Genomic DNA, 19,751 nt, shown 5'->3' with positions numbered 1-19,751 from the left:
AACTGTAGTGCGTTGCCGGCCGAAGACACCATTTGGGCAGGGGTAAATTGCCTCGGGCGAGCAAGTTCAATAGGCTCGCAGGCGTGAACTTCTTCGCCAATATGCCCCGCGATCCTTTCGCCGACGACCCGAATGACCCAGCCTCCTTCTTGGAGGAGGACGAGCAGGTCATGCCGCTTACCGACGACGACCGGATCGCCATCATCCACGACCTCGCGCTGGTGCAGAAATTCGCCTCCATCCTCGGCCCACGCGGCATCGATGGCATCTTCTTCCTGTGCGAGGATTGCCAGGAGAACCACTTCTATGAGTGGGATATTATGGCCGCTAATATGCGCGCTACGCTCGAAGGGGAGTTAGCGCCCGTGCATGAGCCGGGCGCCGAGCCAGATCCCTCCCGCTACGTGCCCTGGGACTATGCCTTGGGCTACTTGGACGGCCTGGAGGGCCGCTAGATACTACTGCTGTTGCTGGCCCAGTTCGATGGTGGTCGTAGGCTCGTCCTCAACGTTGGGATTAGGCTGCGGGTTTTGCTGGGCCTGCTCAGTGACTACCACGGTTTCGGTGGCGTACTGCGTTTCAGTCACGGTGGCCGGTTCCGGCCGCTGCTCCGGCTGAGAGGCTTCTTCCGCCACGGTTTCGGTGGCGGTCTCCGTAACGGTGTGCGGGGTGGGCTTCGGGTGCGCAGAGCGCTTTTGTTCGGCCTCACGGTTAGCGGCGATGGCCTTTTCTTCCTTACCTTCGGCTTCATCCAGCTTGGCGCGGGCGTCCTTCATTAGTTCGCGGGCGCCTTCAATATCGCCTTCGGCCGCGCGAGATTCCATCTCTTCCAGCGTGCCGGCCAGCTCTACATTGCGGGTCTTATCGCCCTTATCAAAGGTTCCGGCGTGCAGCATGGCTCCACCGGCTCCAGCGATGACTAGAGTTGCGGCCGCCGCACCGATGAGCCCATGTACGAACGGGCCGCCACGGCGGCGCTTGCGGGCCTGGCCTAGGTCGATGACCTCAGGCTCAGCATCGGCGCCTTCTACCAGCGGGGCTGGAGGCATCTGCTTGTCGACGTCCCCCTTTAACTCCAGCAGCAGCTCCGCCAGGTCATCCTGGCCGTCGGAAGGGTTAGTTCCCTTCGAAAGCTCGGTGAGGAATGCATCATCATCTACCAAGGGCTGGAGCTGGTCTGCTAGGCCGGCATTATCGCCGTGGTGCTTCGGTGCCATGATGGTGTCTCTCCCCCTTCCTTTCTATTAAGAGATATCTGCTGTAAGAGTCGGCCTCTAGGCCCTTAGCGCGCAGTTTCCTGGGCGGCTTGGAGAGCCTTTCGCAATTGAGCGAGTGCTCGGTGTTGTGCGACACGAACCGCACCTGGGGTGGAACCCACAATTTCCGCGGTCTCTTCTGCCGACAAACCGTTGAACACGCGCAGAATAACGATGTTTTTCGCCTTGTCACTTAACGTATCGAGCAAGGCGCGCATTCTGTTACTACCGTCGGCCTCCAATGCCCACTCTTCAGGGGTTGCGTCACGCGCGGAGTCTTCCGGAATTTCTTCGGTAGGGGTGGACTTATCGCGCCCCATGGCGCGGTGGGCATCGGTGACCTTATTGAACGCGATGCCGTAGACATAGGCCATAAACGGGCGGCCTTTGTCCTCGTAGGAGCCAATAGAAGTGGCCACTGCAAGACAGATCTCTTGGGCTACATCCTCCGCGGTAGGTTGGCGGCCGCCGCCGATGCGGGCGCGGCAGTAGCGCAGCACCTGCGGGTGAATGATCCGCAGGACTTTTTGCAGCGCTCGACGGCTGCCGTCGACGGCATGCGGGACGAGATCCGCTAGCTCCTGTTCCTTATCACTCACGTATGCACCCTCTGACATGTTTTAAACCGGTAACTAACCATATTGGCACACGAGAAGTTTATGCAAAGGCGACGCGCAGCCCCAGCGCCTGCACAACCCGAGCGGCAGAAAATTCATAAACCGTTAACCTTTGCCGTTTCCGCTGGTAGACCGTGGTGTAGGCGGGGTGAGCATGGGAAGAATACCTAAAAGTCAAAAATAGGTAACCCATCGTTAACCCACGCGCGAAACACTACGTGAGGTTGCTTCCCGTAACACTGCGGAAGCCACACTAGAATTCTCGCCCTTACAAAGGAGCTAAGTAACGTGTCTCAGCCTCATTTGCTTCCCGGTCCCACCGCTGACCTGTGGGATTGGCAGCTACAAGGCGCCTGCCGCGGAGAAAACTCAGACGTATTTTATCACCCAGATGGCGAGCGCGGCCGCGCCCGCGCCCAGCGCGAGAACCGCGCCAAGGCCATCTGCAATTCCTGCCCGGTCATTGATCTGTGCCGCGAGCACGCCCTGCAATCCGCCGAGCCCTACGGCGTCTGGGGCGGAATGAGCGAATCCGAGCGCGTCGTTGCACTGCGCCAACGCCGCCGCGCCGCCACGCCGGTCAACGCTTAAGGCAGAAGGTTAGGTGGAGACGAGGGCGTCGGCAAGAAAGCGCCCCGTCACTGAGTCTTGCTGCTCGGCTAAATCGGCCGGGGTGCCGCAAAAGACAAGCTGGCCGCCGGCCGAACCGGCGCCGGGCCCCAAGTCGATGGCGTGATCCGCATGCGCGAGAACGGCCAGAGTGTGGTCGATGCAGACGACGGTATGTCCGGAGCCCACCAGCTCATCCAGCAGCGCCAGAATCCGCGCGGTATCCGCTGGGTGCAGGCCGGTGGTGGGCTCATCGAGGACCAGCACATCAGCGGTGGATTTCTTATCGCTCAGGTGCGCCGCAAGTTTGAGGCGCTGACGCTCGCCGCCGGACAAAGTAGATAGCGGCTGGCCTAGGGTGACATACCCCAGGCCGACGGTGCACAAGGTATCGCAGATTTTCGCCACGGCCGGTGCCCTCGCATTCGGGGCACATGCCGCCGGTGCGCTCGAAACGGCGCACCTCCTTGGTGCCGTTAACCTCGATGGCGCCCTGGCCGGAGGCGGAGGGCACATTAAAGGAGTAGGCCGCCGGGCCGCCGGCGCGCGGAGCGGCCATGCGCGAATACAGCACGCGCAGCATGGCAGTGATATCGGTGGCGGTGCCAAAGGTGGAGCGAGAGGAGGCGGCCATGGGCTCCTGGCCCACCACGATGGCGGCCGTGAGATGCTCTAGCTTATCGACGTCCGGCCGGGCCAACGACGGCATAAACCCCTGCACGAAGCCGGGGTAGGTCTCGTTGATAAGCCGTTGGGACTCGGCCGCGATGGTGTCGAAGACCAAGGAGGATTTTGCCGGAGCCGGATACACCGGTAAAGACGGTGAGCTGGCGCTTGGGGATGGACAGGGAGATATCGCGCAGGTTGTTTTCGCGCGCGCCGGTGACCTTGATGTATTCCACGGGCCTAGCCTAGGCACAACAAAACCCGCCGCGCGGGAAGCGGGGCGGGCGATGTTGGGAAGGTTTAGTGCTGGTGGCCGTGACCGGCGTCAGCAGGCTGCTCTTCCTGTGGCTTTTCCACCACGGAGGCCTCGGTGGTTAGAACCATACGGGCCACGGAGGTGGCATTGACCACGGCCGAGTGGGTGACCTTGACTGGGTCGATAATGCCGTTATCGATGAGGTTGCCGTACTCCAGGGTATTGGCGTTGAAGCCCTCACCGTTAGACATCTCGGCGACGCGGGAGACGACGACGGCGCCGTCGAGGCCAGCGTTTTCAGCGATCCAATAAGCCGGGCGGGTCAGGGCGCGGGCGACGGCGAGAACGCCGACCTTAGCCTCGCCCTCGAAGCCCTCGGCGAAGGACTCGAGTTCCTTGGAAATCTGGACCAGCACGGAGCCGCCGCCGGCGATGACGCCCTCTTCAACGGCCGCGCGGGCGGCGTTGATGGCATCTTCGACGCGCAGCTTGCGCTCGTTGACCTCGGTCTCGGTAGCCGCACCAACGCGGATGACGGCCACGCCGCCGGAGAGCTTAGCCAGGCGCTCCTCGAGCTTTTCCTTATCCCAGGTGGAATCGGTGCGCTCGATCTCGCGACGGATCTGCTCGCGGCGTTCCTCTACTGCCTCAGCGGTGCCGCCACCATCGACGATGACGGTGTCATCCTTGGTGATAGTCACGCGCCGGGCAGAGCCCAGCACGTCGAGGCCAGCCTCGTTGAGGTTGACGCCCACCTCTGGGTCGATGACGGTGGCGCCGGTAACGACTGCCAAGTCATCCATGAATCCCTTGCGGCGCTCGCCAAAGTACGGGGCCTTCACGGCAGCGACCTTGAGCACCTTGCGGATGGAGTTGACGACGAGCGCCTGCAGCGGCTCGCCCTCGACGTCCTCCGCAATAATGAGGGTCGGGCGGTTGGTCTCGGCGATCTTCTCCAGCAGCGGCAAGAAGTCCGGCAGGGAGGAGATCTTGTTGCGGACGAGCAATACTGCGGCGTCGTCCAGCACGGCGTGGTAGGTCTCTTCCTCCGTAGCGAAGTACGGGGAAAGGTAGCCCTTGTCAAAGGAAATACCCTCGGTGACGTCGACGGCGGAGTCAATGGTCTGGGATTCCTCGACGGTGACAACGCCGTCCTTGCCCACCTTGTCCATGGCGCCGGCAACCATCTCACCGACCTCCGGGTCACGGGAGGAGACGGTGGCTACCTGGGCGATTTCAGAGGAGGAGTTGACCGCGGTGGCGCGGGCCTTGAGCTCCTCGACGGCCTTTTCGGCCGCCGCCGCGATGCCGCGGTTGAGCTCGATGGGGTTGGCGCCGGCCGCTACGTTGCGCAGGCCTTCAAAGATGAGCGCCTGAGCCAGCAAGGTAGCGGTGGTGGTGCCGTCACCCGCGGTGTCATTGGTCTTGACCGCAACGGACTTGACCAGCTGCGCGCCGAGGTTCTCGAAAGGCTCCTCGATGTCGATATCGCGGGCGATGGTCACGCCGTCATTGGTGACGGTGGGGCCACCGAAAGCCTTGGACAGCACGACGTTGCGGCCGCGCGGGCCGAGGGTGACCTTGAGGGCATCAGCCAGCGTATCGACGCCGCGCTGGATTCCCTCGCGGGCTTCTTGGTCGAATGCAATGAGCTTTGCCATAAGTGGGCCTACTTCTCGATGACGGCGAGCAGGTCACGGGAGGACAGCAGCAGGTACTCCTCACCGTTGTACTTCAGCTCGGTGCCGCCGTACTTGGAAAAGACCACGGTATCGCCTTCGTTGACGCCTACCGGGGTGACCTCACCCTTGTCGTTGGTGCGGCCTGGGCCTACGGCAACGACGGTAGCTTCCTGCGGCTTTTCCTTGGCGGAATCCGGGATAACCAGACCGGAAGCGGTGGTGGTTTCAGCTTCTACGATCTGTACGAGGACGCGGTCCTCGAGAGGCTTAATGTTTGCCATGATGTTTCCTCCGTAGTGTTCGTATGCGCACCGGTATGGCGCGCGCGTGCCGGTTGTGGATGTCCAGCACAGCCGTCGTCGCGGGTGAACAACTGTGGGTCAAACAACCTGATTAGCACTCTACCCTCGTGACTGCTAACCCTCAACAATGACCCGGCCCACATTCCTACGCCCTCAGCGATCCTTTCAGCGCTCCCGTTGCCCAGCGTGGACAAAGCCGGCCAGCGCCAGCTTGACGACGCCGAGGGCGATAAACATGACGCCAAAAATCACGGCGAAGGCCGACCACCACAGCTCCTCTACCAGTGTTCGACCGAAGGAAACCTGTGGGGTGAGCAGGTGGTGGAGAGGCAGGAGCGTCGCCAAGCACAGCGCCCAGACCACGCCGGCCGCAGTCAGGGTGAGGCACGCCGCCTCCCCCACTTGCACGCGCGCCCAGGCCGAGGGGGTGGCGCCGGCCAGGGTGAGGCCGTGGATATCGGAGTCGATGCGCCCGCGCATCAGCAGTGAGGTAAGCACGGCGCCCACGATGCTGGGTGCAAAGACCGGCCCTAAAAGGGCGACAAAGACCTGCCACGAGGACAAGGTGCCGCCGGCACCTGCGTCGTTTCCAAAGCGCAGGCCCGAGCCGACGGCGACGATAAAACCGCCGAGGAGCACCCACGGCACGATGTGTGGGGTGGAAAAGTGCCGGCGCACGCGCACGTTGTCCCCAGCGATGCCGGCCGCGCGGGTCCATTGGTCGATGCCGGGCATGAGCCAAGGTAAGAAGAGGGCGACGAGGATGACAAGCCCCATCTCTGCCGAGAGGAGGTCGCCGGGGTCCTCGATGTGCAGGCACCCGTAGACCGTGCCGCCGATAGCCGCGGGCGCAAGCAGGAATTTCACCAGAAGCCACATCGGGTGTGCGGGAGTACGCGGCCGGAATACGCGGCGCAGCGGAGGCAGCGCACCCACTAGGGCCGCGGACATGCAGACGGCTACCGCAATGGCGGTGACCTGGCCGGTAATGACGATATCCGGCATGGGGATACCGTCGCTGCGCAGGGCACGCACGCACGGGTCAAGCAAAGGTCGGGCCGGCAGCACGCCGAGAAATCCGGCAGCCGCGCTGACCGCTGCGACTTGGCCCAGAATGAACGCAAGGATCAACCACCCGGGCATGCCCACCATGCGCCAGGAGCGGTAGACCGGCTCGCGCTCGGAGATGATAAGGCGCATCTGCGATAGCGTCACCAACACCACCACGCACAGGGCCATGCCGAGCACCGTGCCACCCAGCGGGCCGGCGGGATTTTCTTCGGCCCCGGAGGAAGCCACCAGCATGGCCAGCGCCAGCGTGCACGAGGTGGAAGACACTACCAAGGTCAGTGCCACGGCCAGCCACGAAAGCCAATTGGACTGTAAGTCCTTAAGCCACACCAGCATGGGCCACCTCCTCTAAGGAGATGATCCTGTCGGCCGCCTCAGCGGCGAGGTGCGAGTGAGTCACCATGACCACGCTGGCGCCATCGCGGGCGGCGGCGCGCAGGTGGGAAAGGACGGTGGATGCGGTGGCGTCGTCAAGCGCGCCCGTAGGCTCGTCGGCGAAGATATAGGGCGCCTGGGCCAGCAGTGCCCGGGCGACGGCCACACGTTGCTGCTGCCCGCCGGAAAGCTGCGCGGGCAGGCGGCGCTCTAACCCAGCAAGGCCGAGCGAATCAAAGACTTCCGCCACCTTGCCGCGTGTAGGGCGCCGGCCGGAGAAGCGCGCGGTCAAGGTGGCATTGCGCTGGGCGTTGAGGGATTCCAGCAGGTTATAGTCCTGAAAAACAAAGGCTCGCTGCTTGCGCCCCGGCGCATTGACTCGGCCGGAGGTGGGCTTATCTAGCCCGGATAGCAGGTTCAACAGCGTGGTTTTTCCGCTTCCGGAAGGTCCCATGATGGCGACGAATTCGCCCGGGGCGATGGAAACAGTGACGCGATTGAGCACGGTGTGGCGGCCGTAGCGCTTGCTGAGGTTGTCTGCTTTTAACATGCCTTTGATTCCACTCGGCCGTGCAGAAGAAAGACATGGAGTGGGCCGCCCAGAAAATGGTAGAGCTAGCTCTACTGCCCCCACCGCGGCAGGGCGGCTAGGCTCAAGGGTTATGCGAACCCTCAAAGCCTGCGCGTGGAGCCTCGTCCTCGGCGCGCTATTTATCCCGGCGTTGGTGGTTTCGGTGCTGATGCTGCCGTGGATTCCGCTGGTGGGACGAGCCGCAGAATTTGTCGGCCGGTTGGGTGCGCAGTGGATGGGTGTGCAGATCCCACCCCGGCGCGCGGGCCGGTGGTTTGATTGGCAGCAGTTTTATCACCTTATTGTGCAGCTATTGCTTTCGGCTGCCTGCTTTGCCGCGTGGACTGCCGTGGGTTTTACGGCGGGCGTCCTGGTCATTGCGCCGTTCGTGCCAAATACCGAATTCTCCTTTGGCGAGTGGTCCACCACCAACCGGCCGCTCATTTTCTTCACCTGCTGGCTCACCGCGGCGCTGCTGGTGGCTTTATTGGTAGGGCTTAACCGCCTCTTGGTCTTGGCGTCGACCTCGCTAACTCGCCTAGCATTGAGTCCTTCGGCCGAGGAGTTGGCGGCCTCGCGTGCCACGCTTATCGATGCCTTCTCCGGCGAGCGCCGCCGCATCGAACGCGAACTGCACGATGGTCCGCAGCAGTACCTCACTGCGCTCAAGCTCAACTTGGCCGCGGCGAAATTGCAGGCCCCTCCCGAGTCGCAACCGGCCTTGGCCGATGCAGAACATAATGCCTCTTTGGCCTTGGCCTCCCTGCGGGCGACGGTGCGTGGCATTGCCCCGCAGGTGCTTTTCGACGCCGGACTTATCCCCGCCATCGACGAACTACTCGCCCACTCCGGACTGGAGGCAGAACTACACGTCGAAGGCGCCGAGCGCTCAGTGGATGAAACCACTGCCCTGCTGGCTTATCACGCGGTCGCCGAGGCGCTTACCAATGCATCCAAGCACGGCGCGGCCACTGAGGCGATGGTAACGGTTGCTTTCGGGCAGATGCTGCGCCTAGACATCGTTGATAATGGCACCGGGCCCGGACTCGGAGCTGGCCTCAGCCCCGCGGCCAAGGAGCCAGCTGGGACGGGCACCGGTCTCGCCGGGCTGCGCGAGCGCGCCGCCGCGCTGGGAGGCACGGTGAACTTTTCGGCAGCAGATGACGCGGCTGCGGGTGAACTCGGTGGCCGGCTGCAGGTCGAATTACCGCTGAAGGAGGCGGAATGAAACTACTACTGGCGGAAGACTCCGCGCTGCTGCGCGCGGGGCTCGAGCAGCTACTCAGCGCTTTGGGGCATAGCGTTACGGTGGCCACGGATGCCGAAGAACTGCGCGCTATTGCCGGGCAGGAAGATTTTGACCTGATTATCAGCGATGTGCGCATGCCACCGACCATGACCGATGACGGCCTGCGCGCCGTGCATGACCTGCGATCAGCCAATCCCACCCAGCCGGTGGTGGTGTTGAGCCAATACGTAGCGGCAAGCTACCTCGACCGCCTCTTAGAGCACGGCGGATTCGGGTACCTGCTCAAGGAACGCGTTTCTGATGTAGAAGAATTCGTGCGCACACTAGACGAGGTCGCGCGCGGCGGCACCGTGGTGGACCCAGAGGTCGTAACTGCGCTGCTGTCGGCGCGGCGTACTGGTTTAGCCCAACTCACCGCCCGCGAGCGGGAGGTGCTGGGGCTTATGGCCCAAGGATTGAGCAATAAAGAAATTGAAGACACACTCGTTCTTACTGCCGGAGCGGTAAGCAAGCATGTCTCCAATGTGTTTATGAAGCTCGGGTTTCGGCCCGAGGACGCCAACCGGCGGGTCAAGGCCGTATTGGCGTGGCTGCGCCATACAGAGCGCTAGCCACTGAGGCGACGCTCGCTACTTCTTCGAGCTGAGCCCGCCGAAAATATCACTGGAGCTCAGGGAGCTGCTGCCTTCCGGATCCTGGGGCGTCTCCGGGGTATCCGGGTCGGTGGATTCGGTGGAGTCTGCGGGGTCGGTGGTGTCGTCGGCAGGCACAGCGCCGCGGTCCTTCTTCTTGAGGGAAACCTTGTCCACCAGCGTGTTATCGCCTTCGTTGAAGGTGGTGAAGGTGAGCTTGTCATCGGAGACGTCCACGCGCATGTAGTCCTCGGTGTAGTCCTGGCGCCACATGGCGGTGGACTCGTGGGCAAGCTTTGGATCGATGGTCTCCATGCGCGCGCCCTTGTGCTTTTTGTTATTCACGTCGGTGAAGTCGTAGTACTTGCCACCGCCCGCGGTGGTGGTGGTCAGGTACAGCGCCTCGCCATCCTTAGGCTCGAGAACATCGCCGCGCTGCGGCTTTTCTTCCGGCAGGACCGGCTTATTGTTCTTCATCAGGTGGCTGCGGGTGTAGATGTGGTCGTGGCCGGAGAGCACGGCATCGACATTGAGCTCGGAGAGCACCGGGGTGAGCTTCTCGCGCAGGTTGGTGACGTCCTTATCAAAATAATGCGTGCCCTGGGAGTATGGGCCGTGGTGCATACCAACGACGATCCAGTCATTATCCGCGCCGCGGGATTCGATGGCCTCGCGCAAGAACTGCTCGTGGCGGGCGATATCGGCGTCGGAAGAAGCATTGGAGTCTAGGCCGATGAAGAGCACGTTATTGCGTTCGAAGTAGTGGTCGCGGATATCGTCCGCCTGATGTGGGTTAGAGAAGTGCTCATCATGGTGCTTCATGGTGAGGTTATAGGTCTCGTGGTTGCCTGGGACCGTGTTGGTGGGGATGTGACGGATCTCCGGGGCGGAGAAGTATGCATCGTACTGCGGTACCTGCGCGCCCCACCCCTCAACCTGGTCACCCAGGGACCAGATCATGCTGGCATTCGGCACATGGGAAGCCGCGTGACCGATGGTCTTGCGCCACTGTTCGGCTTGGTCATCCACCTTGAGATCCACGCCGATCTGCGGGTCTGCGACGGTAAGGAAGGACCAGTCATCGCCATTGGAGCCGGTGTTGAAGGTCTCCGGTTCGGACCAGCCGCCTTCCTCAGAGCCAACGCGGTAGGAGTACTCAGTATCCGGCTGCAGGTCGGTAGCGGTGGCGAACTGGGACTTGTACAGCAAGGCACCAAAGTCGCGCTCGTCGGCGCGGAAGGTCGTGGTGCCTTCTGGTCCGGTGACCTCGAGGACCTCGTCTGCCTTCGACTTGGTGCGCCAGGTGACCATGACCTGGGATTCATCCTCGCCCGGCTGCAGGATGGTGCGGTAGATGGGCGAGTCAGCGGCCAGCGCCGGGGTGGCGGGCACGACGGCGGCAGCGCCACCCACGGCGAGGGCGGTGGCGAAGGAGGCGACGAAGCGCGATGAACGATGCATACAGTTTTCACCTTTGGTGTCTTAGAAGAAGCGGTACGGCTCCCTAGAACACCATAAGAATGTGAACACCGTATTACGGGCGCGCGAAAAGCGCTTGAACCCTACCTGTGAGGGGCTGGGGTTTAAAGGCTCTTATCGGAGTTGATAACGGCCGCGCGCCAGAGGGTGTACTCCTCTGGGTTATCTTCGCGGTAGTTCTTCACTGCCCGAATGCCCTGCTCCACGGACTCGATAACGGCATCGATGGTAGTGTCTTCGCCCTCAGCGTCAACGAAAATGACGGGGCCGCAGATGGAGCGGATGGGGTCCTGCAGGAAGGCGGCATTGCCGGTGGCAGCTGCGTTGCGTGCCAGGGAGGCTACCGGGTTCGGATCGGCGCCTTCGGCCTTGGCTTCGGGGTTGTAGAGCGCGGCGTAGGTGGTGCCATCTTCCTGGAATACAACGGAGACGCGGTCCTCGGTGGTGCCGCCCAGGAACTGGTTGGCGTGCTCCAGCTCGAACTCCAGCTTGCGACGGGTGAGATCAGGGTTGACAAGGAAACCGACAGTCATGAGAGAAAGCTCCTTCAGAAAGCCAAGAGGGCATGAACGCTCCTTAGCGTACCGGCCCCCTGCCCTGCCTGCAGCGCGAGCGAGAAGAACTTTAGGTTAACTGCGGCTCTTCCACATCCAGCTGGGTATCGGTGCCAACACCGAGGCCAGAGGGCTGGGCGCCTTCATGGATGAGTTGCGCGCCGATGGCCGCGATCATCACGCCGTTATCGGTGCACAGCGAAAAGCGCGGCACGCGCAGTTCCACCCCGGCGGCGGCGCAGCGCTCGGCGGCCAGCTCGCGCAGGCGGGAATTAGCGGCCACGCCGCCTCCCAATAGCAGCACCCGGGCGCCGGTGTCCTCGCAGGCACGCACGGCCTTGGCGGTCAGGACATCTGCCACGGCTTCTTGAAAGCTGGCGCAGACATTTTCAACGCTGATGGTCTCCCCTGCCTTTTCGGCGCGCTCCACATAGCGGGCCACGGAGGTCTTGAGCCCAGAGAAGGAGAAGTCGTGGCGGTGCGGGCCGCGCAGGTCCTCGGCGCGGGACATGCCGCGCGGGAAATCGATGGTGGCTTCGCCGCGGGCAGCGAGCTTATCAATCACCGGACCACCCGGGTAACCCAAACCGAGGAGGCGGGAGACTTTGTCGTAGGCTTCACCGGCGGCGTCGTCAAGCGTAGAGCCCAACTCGCGCATGGGCTTGCCGACGGCCTCTACCTCCAACAACTGCGTATGCCCGCCCGAGACCAGAAGGGCCACCGAGTGCGGCAGCTCTTCGCCTTCCAGGTTGGCCACGGCAACATGGCCGCCCAGGTGGTTAACGCCGTAGAAGGGCACGCCCCAAGCCGCGGCATAGGCCTTGGCGGCCGAGGCTCCCACCAGCAAGGCACCGGCTAGGCCGGGCCCCACGGTGGCGGCGATGGCATCCGGCTTTTCGATGCCTGCCTCATTCAACGCCGCCTGCATGACCTGCGGCATGGCCTCAAGGTGGGCACGGGAGGCGATTTCCGGGACGACGCCACCGAAACGCGCATGCTGCTCCATGGAGGAAGCAACGGCATTGGCGAGGATTTCCATGTGGCCGTCCTCGCGCAGCTCGACGATGCCCACGCCGGTTTCATCGCAGGAGGACTCGATGCCCATGATCTTCATGACTGCTCCTTAATCTTTTGGGCGCTCGGACTGGCACGGGCGCACCATCACGTGCGCATCCGCCCCGGAAGGTTGGTAATAGTTCTTGCGGATCCCCTGCTTGGCAAAGCCGTAGCGCTCATACAGGCCAATAGCGGGATCATTGCCCACACGAACCTCGAGGAAGACCGGGGCGTCCTTAAGATCCGCGATATGGCAGATATTGTCCATCATCATCCGCGCGATGCCGCGGCGCTGCGCGGCGGGGTCGACGCCGATGGTGTGGATTTCAAACTCGGGGTCCGCTGCCGGTCCCATCATGCCGATGCCCGCATAGCCCAAAAGCTTTACGGGCGCCGGTTCTTCGATCGCGCCTTCCACCCCGAGATAGAAGTTGAAGGGCTGGGCCATTTCTTCCCGGAAAATCCGGCTGGACCACGGGGTTTCTCCGGGAAATAGGACCTCTTCCAGCTCGGCGCACCGGGGTGCATCGGCTGGGGTTAGCTCGCGCAGCTTCACAGCTCGACCTTCGGGATGGCGGCAGAAAGCTGTTGCTGCTTCGGAGGGACCGCATCTGGGCGGCGTAGATACAGCGGCACGACGGGAGCCGGTTCTGCCTCTAGGTCGGCCGCGGCAACGAGGGCTGCCGCGGTTGGCTGGGCCGCGCGGTGCGGCAGGGCGGCGAGCAGCTCGGGGAGTTGCTCAGTAAGGCGGTCGGGGATGATGACCTCGGCGGTGGAGGTAAGTTCCACCTCGAGTTCGGCCGGTTTCGTGACCGCGGGGCCAGAAATGCGCTGCACACCGGAGTCGGTAGCGCGATAAGTGGCCCAGTAGATCTCCTTGCGGCGAGCATCGGTAGCTACCAAGGCGGTGGCTTCGTCGGCCGCGGCGGCAGGATCTACGTGAAGCTCGGCGGCGGCCGCGATGGCATCGTGGGTGCAGATGCCGTGGAGGGGGATCGAGAGGGCGTCGGCAAGCGCGGAGGCCGTCGCCATACCCACGCGCAACCCGGTAAATGGACCCGGGCCCACGCCGGTGACCACCGCATCGAGATCGGAATACTCCATGCCCGCTTCTGCGAGGACCTCGGTGATGGTAGGAATGAGCAGCTCATTATGCGCGCGGGTATCCTCCAACACGCGCTCGGTGCTCTGCCCGGTGGCGGTATCCACTACCCCGGTAACGAGGGCGGTGGTAGCCGTATCGATCGCGAGGACGCGCATTAGGCAACCATCTTCCAGGTGCCATCCTCGCGCTGGAAGCCCAGCGGCTGGGTGCCCTGGATCATGGGTACGCCGCCATCAAGGCTCTGGCCCTGCTGCTCCATGGCCTTGACCTGCATGTCAATCATCTCGCACACCTCGACCTTCTCCGGATCCAGCTCTTCGATGAAGGGCTTAGCGCTCTGGGAAATGGCTACCGCGTAGCTCTTGCCTTCCGGCACCGCACCGTCTTCAAAGGTGATGTTCTCGGTATCGATCTGTGCCTCTTTAACCTTGTCTTCGCGCATGCCCGGGCAGATGAAACCAATGGCGGGGTATTCCTCGCCATAGACATCAGTGGGCATGACGGTCATGACCTCCAAGTTGTTTGGTGCCTTGGACAGCGTGGAGGTGAGGTTTCCCTCCAAGTGGTTTTCCTCGCGCAGTGTGGAGGAAGCCAGGAGCACCATCATGACAACGATAAAGATGGCGATGATGGCGGCGGTGAGGTTGCGAGCGAAATTAGTCATGGGATGAGTATGGCTCCTTGAAAAAATGTTTAAGTTTCAGGCGGGCGGCGGTAGTTCTGGCAACCGATGCTACCTGGTTAACCGCAACACAAAACCCACAGGGTAGTGCCTGCCAGTGTAGGCGGGCGACCCTGTGGGTGAGTAATTAACGCGAGATATTGCCGCTATAGCAACAGCAAAAGCAACACCTGCGAGGCAATAATCTTGCCGATAATTGTAGTGGGATAGACCGTGGCCCATCCGCGGCCGGCCAGCTCAGTGCCGGTTTGGTCACGAATATAGGCAAAGACTGCCGGGTTGGTGGTCATGCCGGCCGCACAGCCCATGGCCTCGTCCCACTTCAGCTTCAGCACCAGCATGCCGATGACGCCGATCAAGATGGCGGAGACCAACGTGATGATAAGGCCCACGCCCATGATGGTCAGGGAGGATGGATCCGTCAGGGCATCACGGAAGGAGGCGCCGGCCGAGGTGCCCACGCCGGCGAGGAACAAGGTAAGGCCCATGTTGGACAAGGTCTCACGGGTGTGGAATGGCATCTGCCAGTTCAACGGGCCGGTACGGTTGAGGTAGCCCAAGAGCAGGCCGACGACCACGGGGCCGCCACCAAAGCCCAGCTGCAGGGTGGAACCGCCCGGCATCGGAATCGGAATGAGGCCAAGCAGCATACCCAAGGTCAGTCCGATGGCCATGGACAGCAGGTCCGCATTACCCAACGCGGCCTCAGAGTCGCCGAGGTATTTGCGCACGTACGGCAGGCGGCTCGGGCTGGTGACCACGCGAACGCGATCCGAGTAGTTGAGCACGGTGTCCGGGTGCGGGACGAGGTCCTTATCGCCCTTACGGATACGAGCGATGATAAAGCCGTGGTCGAGGGCCTTGATCTCGCGGACGGACTTACCGGCAATCTCTGGGTTGGACACGGTAACGCGGCTGTACTTGAGACCGGCTTCCTCGGTCAGCTCCACCGGATGTTCTTCACCCAGGATCTCAATGGCCTTATCGACGGCCTCTTCGGAGCCGTTGAGCAGGTATGCTTCACCCTCACACAGCGGCATTTCCGGGACGGCGAGGCGGTGGCGCTCATCATTGGAGATGATACGAGTAGCCACAACGGTCTGGCCGGTAACGCGGTAGATATGGCCAGCAGTGTCATTGAAGTTCTTGGTCAGGCGCACGCCTTTGGCCACGAGCTCGGCGGGAATCATGCCCTCTGCGCGGGCATCTTCCTCATGGTTCACCTTGACCACCTTGGCGCCGATGGCGGCGACGAGAATCGCGCCAATCACCGCGCCTGGGTAGGCCAAGGAGTAACCGACGACCGGGGTGGAATCGCCCACCATTTCCACCACGGCAGCCATGCCCGGCGTGGAGGAGAGCGAACCGGCGAACATGCCGACGGCCTCTGGCACGCTCAGGCCAAAGGCACGGATAAGGCCATAGCCAACAGCGACCAAAATAACCAGCATGCCCAGCATAAAGACGGTGAGCTTCCAGCCGCGGGTTTTAAACTCGCGGACGAAGGAAGGCCCGAAGCTGAGGCCAATGGCATAAACGAAGATCGCCAGGCCAAATTGATAGACCAGCGGCGGAATTTGGATATCCGGATTGGCAGTAGATAGACCCAGTGCCACAAACATCGCAGCCGCGGCACCGAGAGAGATGCCGAAGATCTTGATCTTGCCAATCGCTAGACCCACCGCCATGATGACGAAGAGAGATAGCAAAGGACTTGAGGCGAGAAAATTCAACACCTTAATAGAATTACGTAGTGGTTATACCCGGATCAAGTCAGCGGTCTGGGATATTCATCACTTAAATCACTTTTATATACAGGTATGTGTTATGCACCATTTTTCCAAGACCATGTGAAGCGGCGAACATCCTCATCTGCGGCGGCATAGTCCGCCGGCTCGCGGTCAATGCTGATAAATAGGTAGCGCTCCGCAATCTGCTCTACTAGTCCCCCGCCCCATTCGGCGATAATCACGGCATCTTCCAGCTCCGTGTCCAAGTCCAAGGCGTCCAGTTCCCCTAGCGGGTCCCCGGAATTAGCGCCGCCTTCATCGAGCAGGCGGTAGGCATCCACATGCACAAGGTCTGGCCCACCCACCGTGGAGCGATGCACGCGGGCGATAACAAAGGTCGGCGAGGTAACGCGACCTTTAACGTGCATGCCCTTGGCGACGCCCTGCGTCAGCGTCGTCTTCCCAGCCCCCAACGGTCCATCCAGGATCACTACATCGCCGGCTTCAAGCGCCGCACCAAGCTCTTCACCAAAGGCATAGGTTTCTTCCACCGTGGATAGGTCGCGGCTGCCAGATTCCGGAAAGCTACTGCGCATCTTCTTCTCCTATATATTCGCGTTCGGTGCGGCCATCGGGCAGGCAGACAACCTCGTAGTTAATGGTGCCTGCTGCCGCGGCGAGATCCGTGGCCGATACTCCCCCGTTGCCAAAGATCACGGCTTCTTGGCCTGGCTCTACGCCATGCGGGTTATCACCCAAGTCCACCACGATCTGATCCATACAGATTCTTCCTACCTGTGGGTAGAGGTGCCCACCAATGCCCACGCGCAGGTCGCCCTGATAGCCACGCGGCAGGCCATCTGCGTAGCCGCAATCCACCGTGGCTAAGAAACCCGGCTTATCCGCCTTCCAGGTCAATCCGTAGCAGGTGCCCTCCCCCGGCTGAATGGGCTTTACATTAAAAATCTGCCCGGACCAGGTCATGGCCGGGCGCAGGCCATGCTCGAGCCCTTCAATCGGTTCCAAACCATAGCAGGCGACACCTACGCGCACCTGCTCGAAATAAGAGGAAGGACGCGTCAGTACGGCAGGTGAATTGGCCAGGTGGTTAACCGGGCACTCCAGTCCAATTTCGCGCGCGAGCCGCAGGGCCGTGCGGAACGCCTCTTCCTGAGCGTCATTGTGCGGATTATCCGGCTCATCGGCACACGCAAAGTGGGACATGAGCCCGAGCACCTTGATGTGCGGGGCATCGCGCAACACCTTAAAGGTCTCTGCCCAATCCTCTTCATCCACACCGGAGCGGTGCATGCCGGTTTCCACCTTGACGTATACCTCAGCAGGAAAATCGGCCTTGACCAGCTTATGCGCCTGCTCAAGGGAGTTGACCGCTACCTCGATTCCATTGGCCAAGGCTTCTTCGAGGATTTCATCTGTTTGCCAGATCCAGGCCACGATGGGCGCATCCACGCCTGCGCGGCGCAGGTCCACCGCCTCTCGCAGGGTGGCCACGCCAAAGCAATCCGCACCGGCGCGCGCCATCACGGGCACAACCTTGGCTGCGCCGTGCCCGTAGGCATCGGCCTTGACCACGCACATGAGCTTGACCTCAGGTCCCACCTTTTCCTTGATGAGGCGGACGTTGTGCGCAATGGCGGAGAGATCAATCGTGGTTTTCAGCATGCCCACCATTGTGCCACTGCTCACCCTTGTGCTGAATTCGGGCGGGGTGTGGCGCACTGACTCGCGATACCTCCACCTTGGAGCCGGCTCATCCAATGTCCTCTATCGAAACTTGCCTCGTAAGTTTTATCCGCGAACAGAAATCTTCATCATGGCTCACCACTAGCAATGCGCCCCGATAGTTTTTCAAGACCGAGACCAACCAATCAACAGTTGAAATATCAATGTTGTTAGTCGGCTCATCGAGCATTAGCAATTGCGGCGCTGGATCCGCTAAGAGCACTCTGGCGAATTCCGCCCTAAATCTTTCGCCTCCCGAGAGGGTCCCAGTCAATGCATGAACCGAGTCAGATTGAAACAACAACTGAGCAAGCTGATCACGGATGAACTGCGGATCCTCTCGTGGATTCGCGTTAGTAACCACGTCCCATACGCTTAGAGAAGGATCTAATCCAATTCGTTGACGCAAATACCCCGAGTTGCCGATCACGTAGCCCGCCTCACCGGAGTTAATTCGGTTTAAGAGCGTGGTCTTGCCACTTCCATTTGGTCCTGACAAGCGCACCCGTTCTGGGCCGACAATCGTCAGCCCAGGAATCGAAATAACCCGCTTTCCTTCCGGCAGCTCAGTTTGTGGCAGCTCGATATAGACCGAATCATCATCTCGTATGTTTCGCTCAGCTCGAGCTAAAGAGCGTTGGGCCTCTTCAACTGCGCCTGAATGGATTTGCGCTCTGCGTGATGCCGTCTTTGGCGGATTCTAGGGGTCGTTGCAACGATGATGGTTAGTTTGGTTTGATGCTACCGGTTTGTGTGAGGGCGTTGGTCATGACTTCGGCTGGGGTGCGCCAGTTGAGTGTTTTGCGTGGTTTGTGGTTGTGAATGTTGGCGATCATTTCTAGATCCTCGGCGCTGTAGATGGACAGGTCGCTGTTTTGGGAAGGTTTCTTCTGAGCCTGCCGTTGGTGTTTTCGTTGCTGCCGCGTTCCCATGGTGATCCTGGGTGACAGAAGTAGATGGGAATGTCAGTGGCCATGGTAAAGGCTTTATGACCAGCCATTTCGCTTCCTTGGTCCCAGGTAATTGATGACCAGATAACTTTATCGATTCCTGCAACCGCCTTGTGCAAGGCTGTGAATACCTCTTTGCTGGTATGCCTTCCTGGTAGGTGGCCAAGGACAACAAATCGGCTAACACGTTCTACTAGCGTGATTACCGCTGATTGATTGTTTTACCGAGGATGAGGTCGCCTTCCCAGTGGCCTGGCAAAATACGTTCACCAACCTCATCTGGCCGGTCGTCTATGAGGATCATGTCGTCGACGAAGCGTTGCTGGGCAGGTGTGCCGGAGCGGGTTTGGCGCTTCTTGCGTTTCTTTCTACCGGTCGGCAAGTCCAGGCCAAGGTCTTTGAGTCTTCCTTTGGCCTGCAGGTAAAAGGCATCATTAATCGTTTCGTGACTAATGCGCATGTCCTTATCAGTGGGGTAGTCGATGGGCAGGCGATTAGAAATCTCCTCAGGTGACCATTGTGCCCGCAATTGTGCGCATACATAGTCCCATAGCCTTTTGTTGGCCAGTAGTTTCGGTATTTTCGGCCGCAATCTGCGCGCACAGGCCTTTAACTTGGCTGTTTCTGCACGATACGGGCCTTCAGCACTGTGGTTTCTGCGTACTTCACGCTGAATTGACGATGCACTTCGCCCTAAACGGCGCCCAATCCCACGCAGCGGCACATCTTCGCGGAGAAGATCGGCGATAATGACGCGTTCTTCAAAGCAGATATAGCGATTACTGATGCGTTTATACGGATCCACCCCGCTAGGTAAAGCGGGAGGGGCAAGCCTTCCGGATTCGATGACATCATGGCGTTGGCGCAGCGCTTTCATAAGTCTGTTATACGTGCTGGCGTCTTCGCCGACGGGTATGAACTCTCGTTGACCCTGGGATTTGGTGAGTCCTTTTTCAAAATCTAAAGACAGTCGACGATCAATTCCTACTGCCGCGCCAGCATCACCACTAGGCAGGCTCGCCAGCCGAAGGCGCAAGTATTCCACTCTTAACTGCGTCTGGCGGACTTTCCGAGCATACTGACTTAACCGAGGGTGATGCTCCTATGTTGTGTCAAGCTGATTTGAGAAGTTCTTCATAAGCCAACCTCAACTCCGGCAAAGGGCG

Annotated in this window: 21 protein-coding genes and 2 pseudogenes; 4 read left to right on the top strand and 19 right to left on the bottom strand. The window is 61.0% G+C overall.

The window, feature by feature from the left end; all coding sequences use genetic code 11:
* The first annotated feature begins 83 nt into the window (after positions 1–83).
* Positions 84–455, top strand: a complete 372-nt coding sequence (locus QP915_RS02160) for a DUF5319 domain-containing protein (RefSeq protein WP_005326826.1) — start codon at positions 84–86, stop codon at positions 453–455.
* Between the two features lie 3 nt (positions 456–458).
* On the opposite strand, the gene QP915_RS02155 is transcribed toward QP915_RS02160, so the two are convergent.
* Together QP915_RS02155 and QP915_RS02150 are read right to left on the bottom strand one after the other, a co-directional pair.
* Positions 459–1,217, bottom strand: coding sequence for a hypothetical protein (locus tag QP915_RS02155; RefSeq protein WP_284767786.1), 759 nt, complete (start codon positions 1,215–1,217; stop codon positions 459–461).
* Between the two features lie 65 nt (positions 1,218–1,282).
* The gene (locus tag QP915_RS02150; RefSeq protein ID WP_239278076.1) at positions 1,283–1,855 is read right to left on the bottom strand and encodes a sigma-70 family RNA polymerase sigma factor; all 573 of its coding nucleotides are present in this window, start codon (positions 1,853–1,855) and stop codon (positions 1,283–1,285) included.
* A gap of 306 nt (positions 1,856–2,161) precedes the next feature.
* Here QP915_RS02150 and QP915_RS02145 point away from each other — a divergent pair, with 306 nt between their 5' ends.
* Positions 2,162–2,464, top strand: a complete 303-nt coding sequence (locus QP915_RS02145) for a WhiB family transcriptional regulator (protein WP_284767785.1) — start codon at positions 2,162–2,164, stop codon at positions 2,462–2,464.
* Positions 2,465–2,497: 33 nt separating this feature from the next.
* On the opposite strand, the pseudogene QP915_RS02140 reads toward QP915_RS02145, so the two are convergent.
* The 5 genes and pseudogenes from QP915_RS02140 to QP915_RS02120 all read right to left on the bottom strand — a co-directional run.
* Positions 2,498–3,384, bottom strand: a pseudogene (locus QP915_RS02140) (AAA family ATPase); the annotation flags it as partial.
* Between the two features lie 64 nt (positions 3,385–3,448).
* Positions 3,449–5,065, bottom strand: coding sequence for a chaperonin GroEL (gene groL / locus QP915_RS02135; protein WP_284767783.1), 1,617 nt, complete (start codon positions 5,063–5,065; stop codon positions 3,449–3,451).
* Between the two features lie 8 nt (positions 5,066–5,073).
* Positions 5,074–5,367: a co-chaperone GroES gene (gene groES / locus QP915_RS02130; RefSeq protein ID WP_005322702.1), complete on the bottom strand. Its 294-nt coding sequence runs from the start codon at positions 5,365–5,367 to the stop codon at positions 5,074–5,076.
* Between the two features lie 186 nt (positions 5,368–5,553).
* Complete coding sequence (locus QP915_RS02125; protein WP_284767782.1) at positions 5,554–6,795, bottom strand: FtsX-like permease family protein; 1,242 nt, start codon at positions 6,793–6,795, stop codon at positions 5,554–5,556.
* The gene (locus QP915_RS02120; protein ID WP_284767781.1) at positions 6,779–7,384 is read right to left on the bottom strand and encodes an ABC transporter ATP-binding protein; all 606 of its coding nucleotides are present in this window, start codon (positions 7,382–7,384) and stop codon (positions 6,779–6,781) included. The genes QP915_RS02125 and QP915_RS02120 overlap by 17 nt, the downstream gene beginning before the upstream one ends.
* A gap of 112 nt (positions 7,385–7,496) precedes the next feature.
* Between QP915_RS02120 and QP915_RS02115 the strand changes: the two genes are divergently transcribed.
* Both QP915_RS02115 and QP915_RS02110 read left to right on the top strand, forming a co-directional pair.
* The gene (locus QP915_RS02115; RefSeq protein WP_284767780.1) at positions 7,497–8,633 is read left to right on the top strand and encodes a sensor histidine kinase; all 1,137 of its coding nucleotides are present in this window, start codon (positions 7,497–7,499) and stop codon (positions 8,631–8,633) included.
* Entirely contained in the window at positions 8,630–9,265 is a 636-nt protein-coding gene (locus QP915_RS02110) for a response regulator (protein ID WP_284767778.1), read from the top strand. The genes QP915_RS02115 and QP915_RS02110 overlap by 4 nt, the downstream gene beginning before the upstream one ends.
* A gap of 18 nt (positions 9,266–9,283) precedes the next feature.
* On the opposite strand, the gene QP915_RS02105 is transcribed toward QP915_RS02110, so the two are convergent.
* From QP915_RS02105 to QP915_RS11705, 12 genes and pseudogenes are all read right to left on the bottom strand, one after another.
* Positions 9,284–10,747: a purple acid phosphatase family protein gene (locus QP915_RS02105; RefSeq protein WP_284767777.1), complete on the bottom strand. Its 1,464-nt coding sequence runs from the start codon at positions 10,745–10,747 to the stop codon at positions 9,284–9,286.
* A gap of 122 nt (positions 10,748–10,869) precedes the next feature.
* A complete protein-coding gene (locus tag QP915_RS02100; protein WP_284767775.1) occupies positions 10,870–11,298 on the bottom strand; it encodes a hypothetical protein in 429 nt (142 codons plus the stop codon).
* A gap of 91 nt (positions 11,299–11,389) precedes the next feature.
* Entirely contained in the window at positions 11,390–12,433 is a 1,044-nt protein-coding gene (gene tsaD / locus QP915_RS02095; protein ID WP_284767773.1) for a tRNA (adenosine(37)-N6)-threonylcarbamoyltransferase complex transferase subunit TsaD, read from the bottom strand.
* Positions 12,434–12,442: 9 nt separating this feature from the next.
* Complete coding sequence (gene rimI, locus QP915_RS02090; RefSeq protein WP_284767772.1) at positions 12,443–12,931, bottom strand: ribosomal protein S18-alanine N-acetyltransferase; 489 nt, start codon at positions 12,929–12,931, stop codon at positions 12,443–12,445.
* Positions 12,928–13,635 (bottom strand): tRNA (adenosine(37)-N6)-threonylcarbamoyltransferase complex dimerization subunit type 1 TsaB, encoded by a 708-nt coding sequence (tsaB, locus tag QP915_RS02085; RefSeq protein ID WP_284767771.1) that lies wholly within the window; start codon positions 13,633–13,635, stop codon positions 12,928–12,930. The genes rimI and tsaB overlap by 4 nt, the downstream gene beginning before the upstream one ends.
* Positions 13,635–14,144, bottom strand: a complete 510-nt coding sequence (locus QP915_RS02080; protein ID WP_284767768.1) for a hypothetical protein — start codon at positions 14,142–14,144, stop codon at positions 13,635–13,637. The genes tsaB and QP915_RS02080 overlap by 1 nt, the downstream gene beginning before the upstream one ends.
* Positions 14,145–14,308: 164 nt before the next feature.
* Positions 14,309–15,898, bottom strand: coding sequence for an aspartate:alanine exchanger family transporter (locus QP915_RS02075; protein WP_284767766.1), 1,590 nt, complete (start codon positions 15,896–15,898; stop codon positions 14,309–14,311).
* 89 nt (positions 15,899–15,987) lie between these two features.
* Complete coding sequence (gene tsaE, locus QP915_RS02070; RefSeq protein ID WP_284767765.1) at positions 15,988–16,488, bottom strand: tRNA (adenosine(37)-N6)-threonylcarbamoyltransferase complex ATPase subunit type 1 TsaE; 501 nt, start codon at positions 16,486–16,488, stop codon at positions 15,988–15,990.
* On the bottom strand, positions 16,478–17,581 hold the full coding sequence (alr, locus tag QP915_RS02065; RefSeq protein ID WP_284767997.1) for an alanine racemase: 1,104 nt from the start codon (positions 17,579–17,581) through the stop codon (positions 16,478–16,480). Before alr ends, tsaE begins: the two co-directional genes overlap by 11 nt.
* An 82-nt stretch (positions 17,582–17,663) precedes the next feature.
* Positions 17,664–18,158 (bottom strand): ATP-binding cassette domain-containing protein, encoded by a 495-nt coding sequence (locus QP915_RS02060; protein WP_502869312.1) that lies wholly within the window; start codon positions 18,156–18,158, stop codon positions 17,664–17,666.
* Positions 18,159–18,360: 202 nt separating this feature from the next.
* Complete coding sequence (locus QP915_RS02055; protein WP_284767763.1) at positions 18,361–18,567, bottom strand: hypothetical protein; 207 nt, start codon at positions 18,565–18,567, stop codon at positions 18,361–18,363.
* Positions 18,474–19,462, bottom strand: a pseudogene (locus QP915_RS11705) (IS30 family transposase). Before QP915_RS11705 ends, QP915_RS02055 begins: the two are co-directional and overlap by 94 nt.
* Positions 19,463–19,751: the final 289 nt, after the last annotated feature.

The sequence above is a fragment of the Corynebacterium sp. MSK158 genome (assembly GCF_030229085.1).
Classification (GTDB): Bacteria; Actinomycetota; Actinomycetes; order Mycobacteriales; family Mycobacteriaceae; genus Corynebacterium.
The sequence above is the reverse complement of the archived record's forward strand: the minus strand, read 5'-3'. Positions and strand labels throughout refer to the sequence as shown.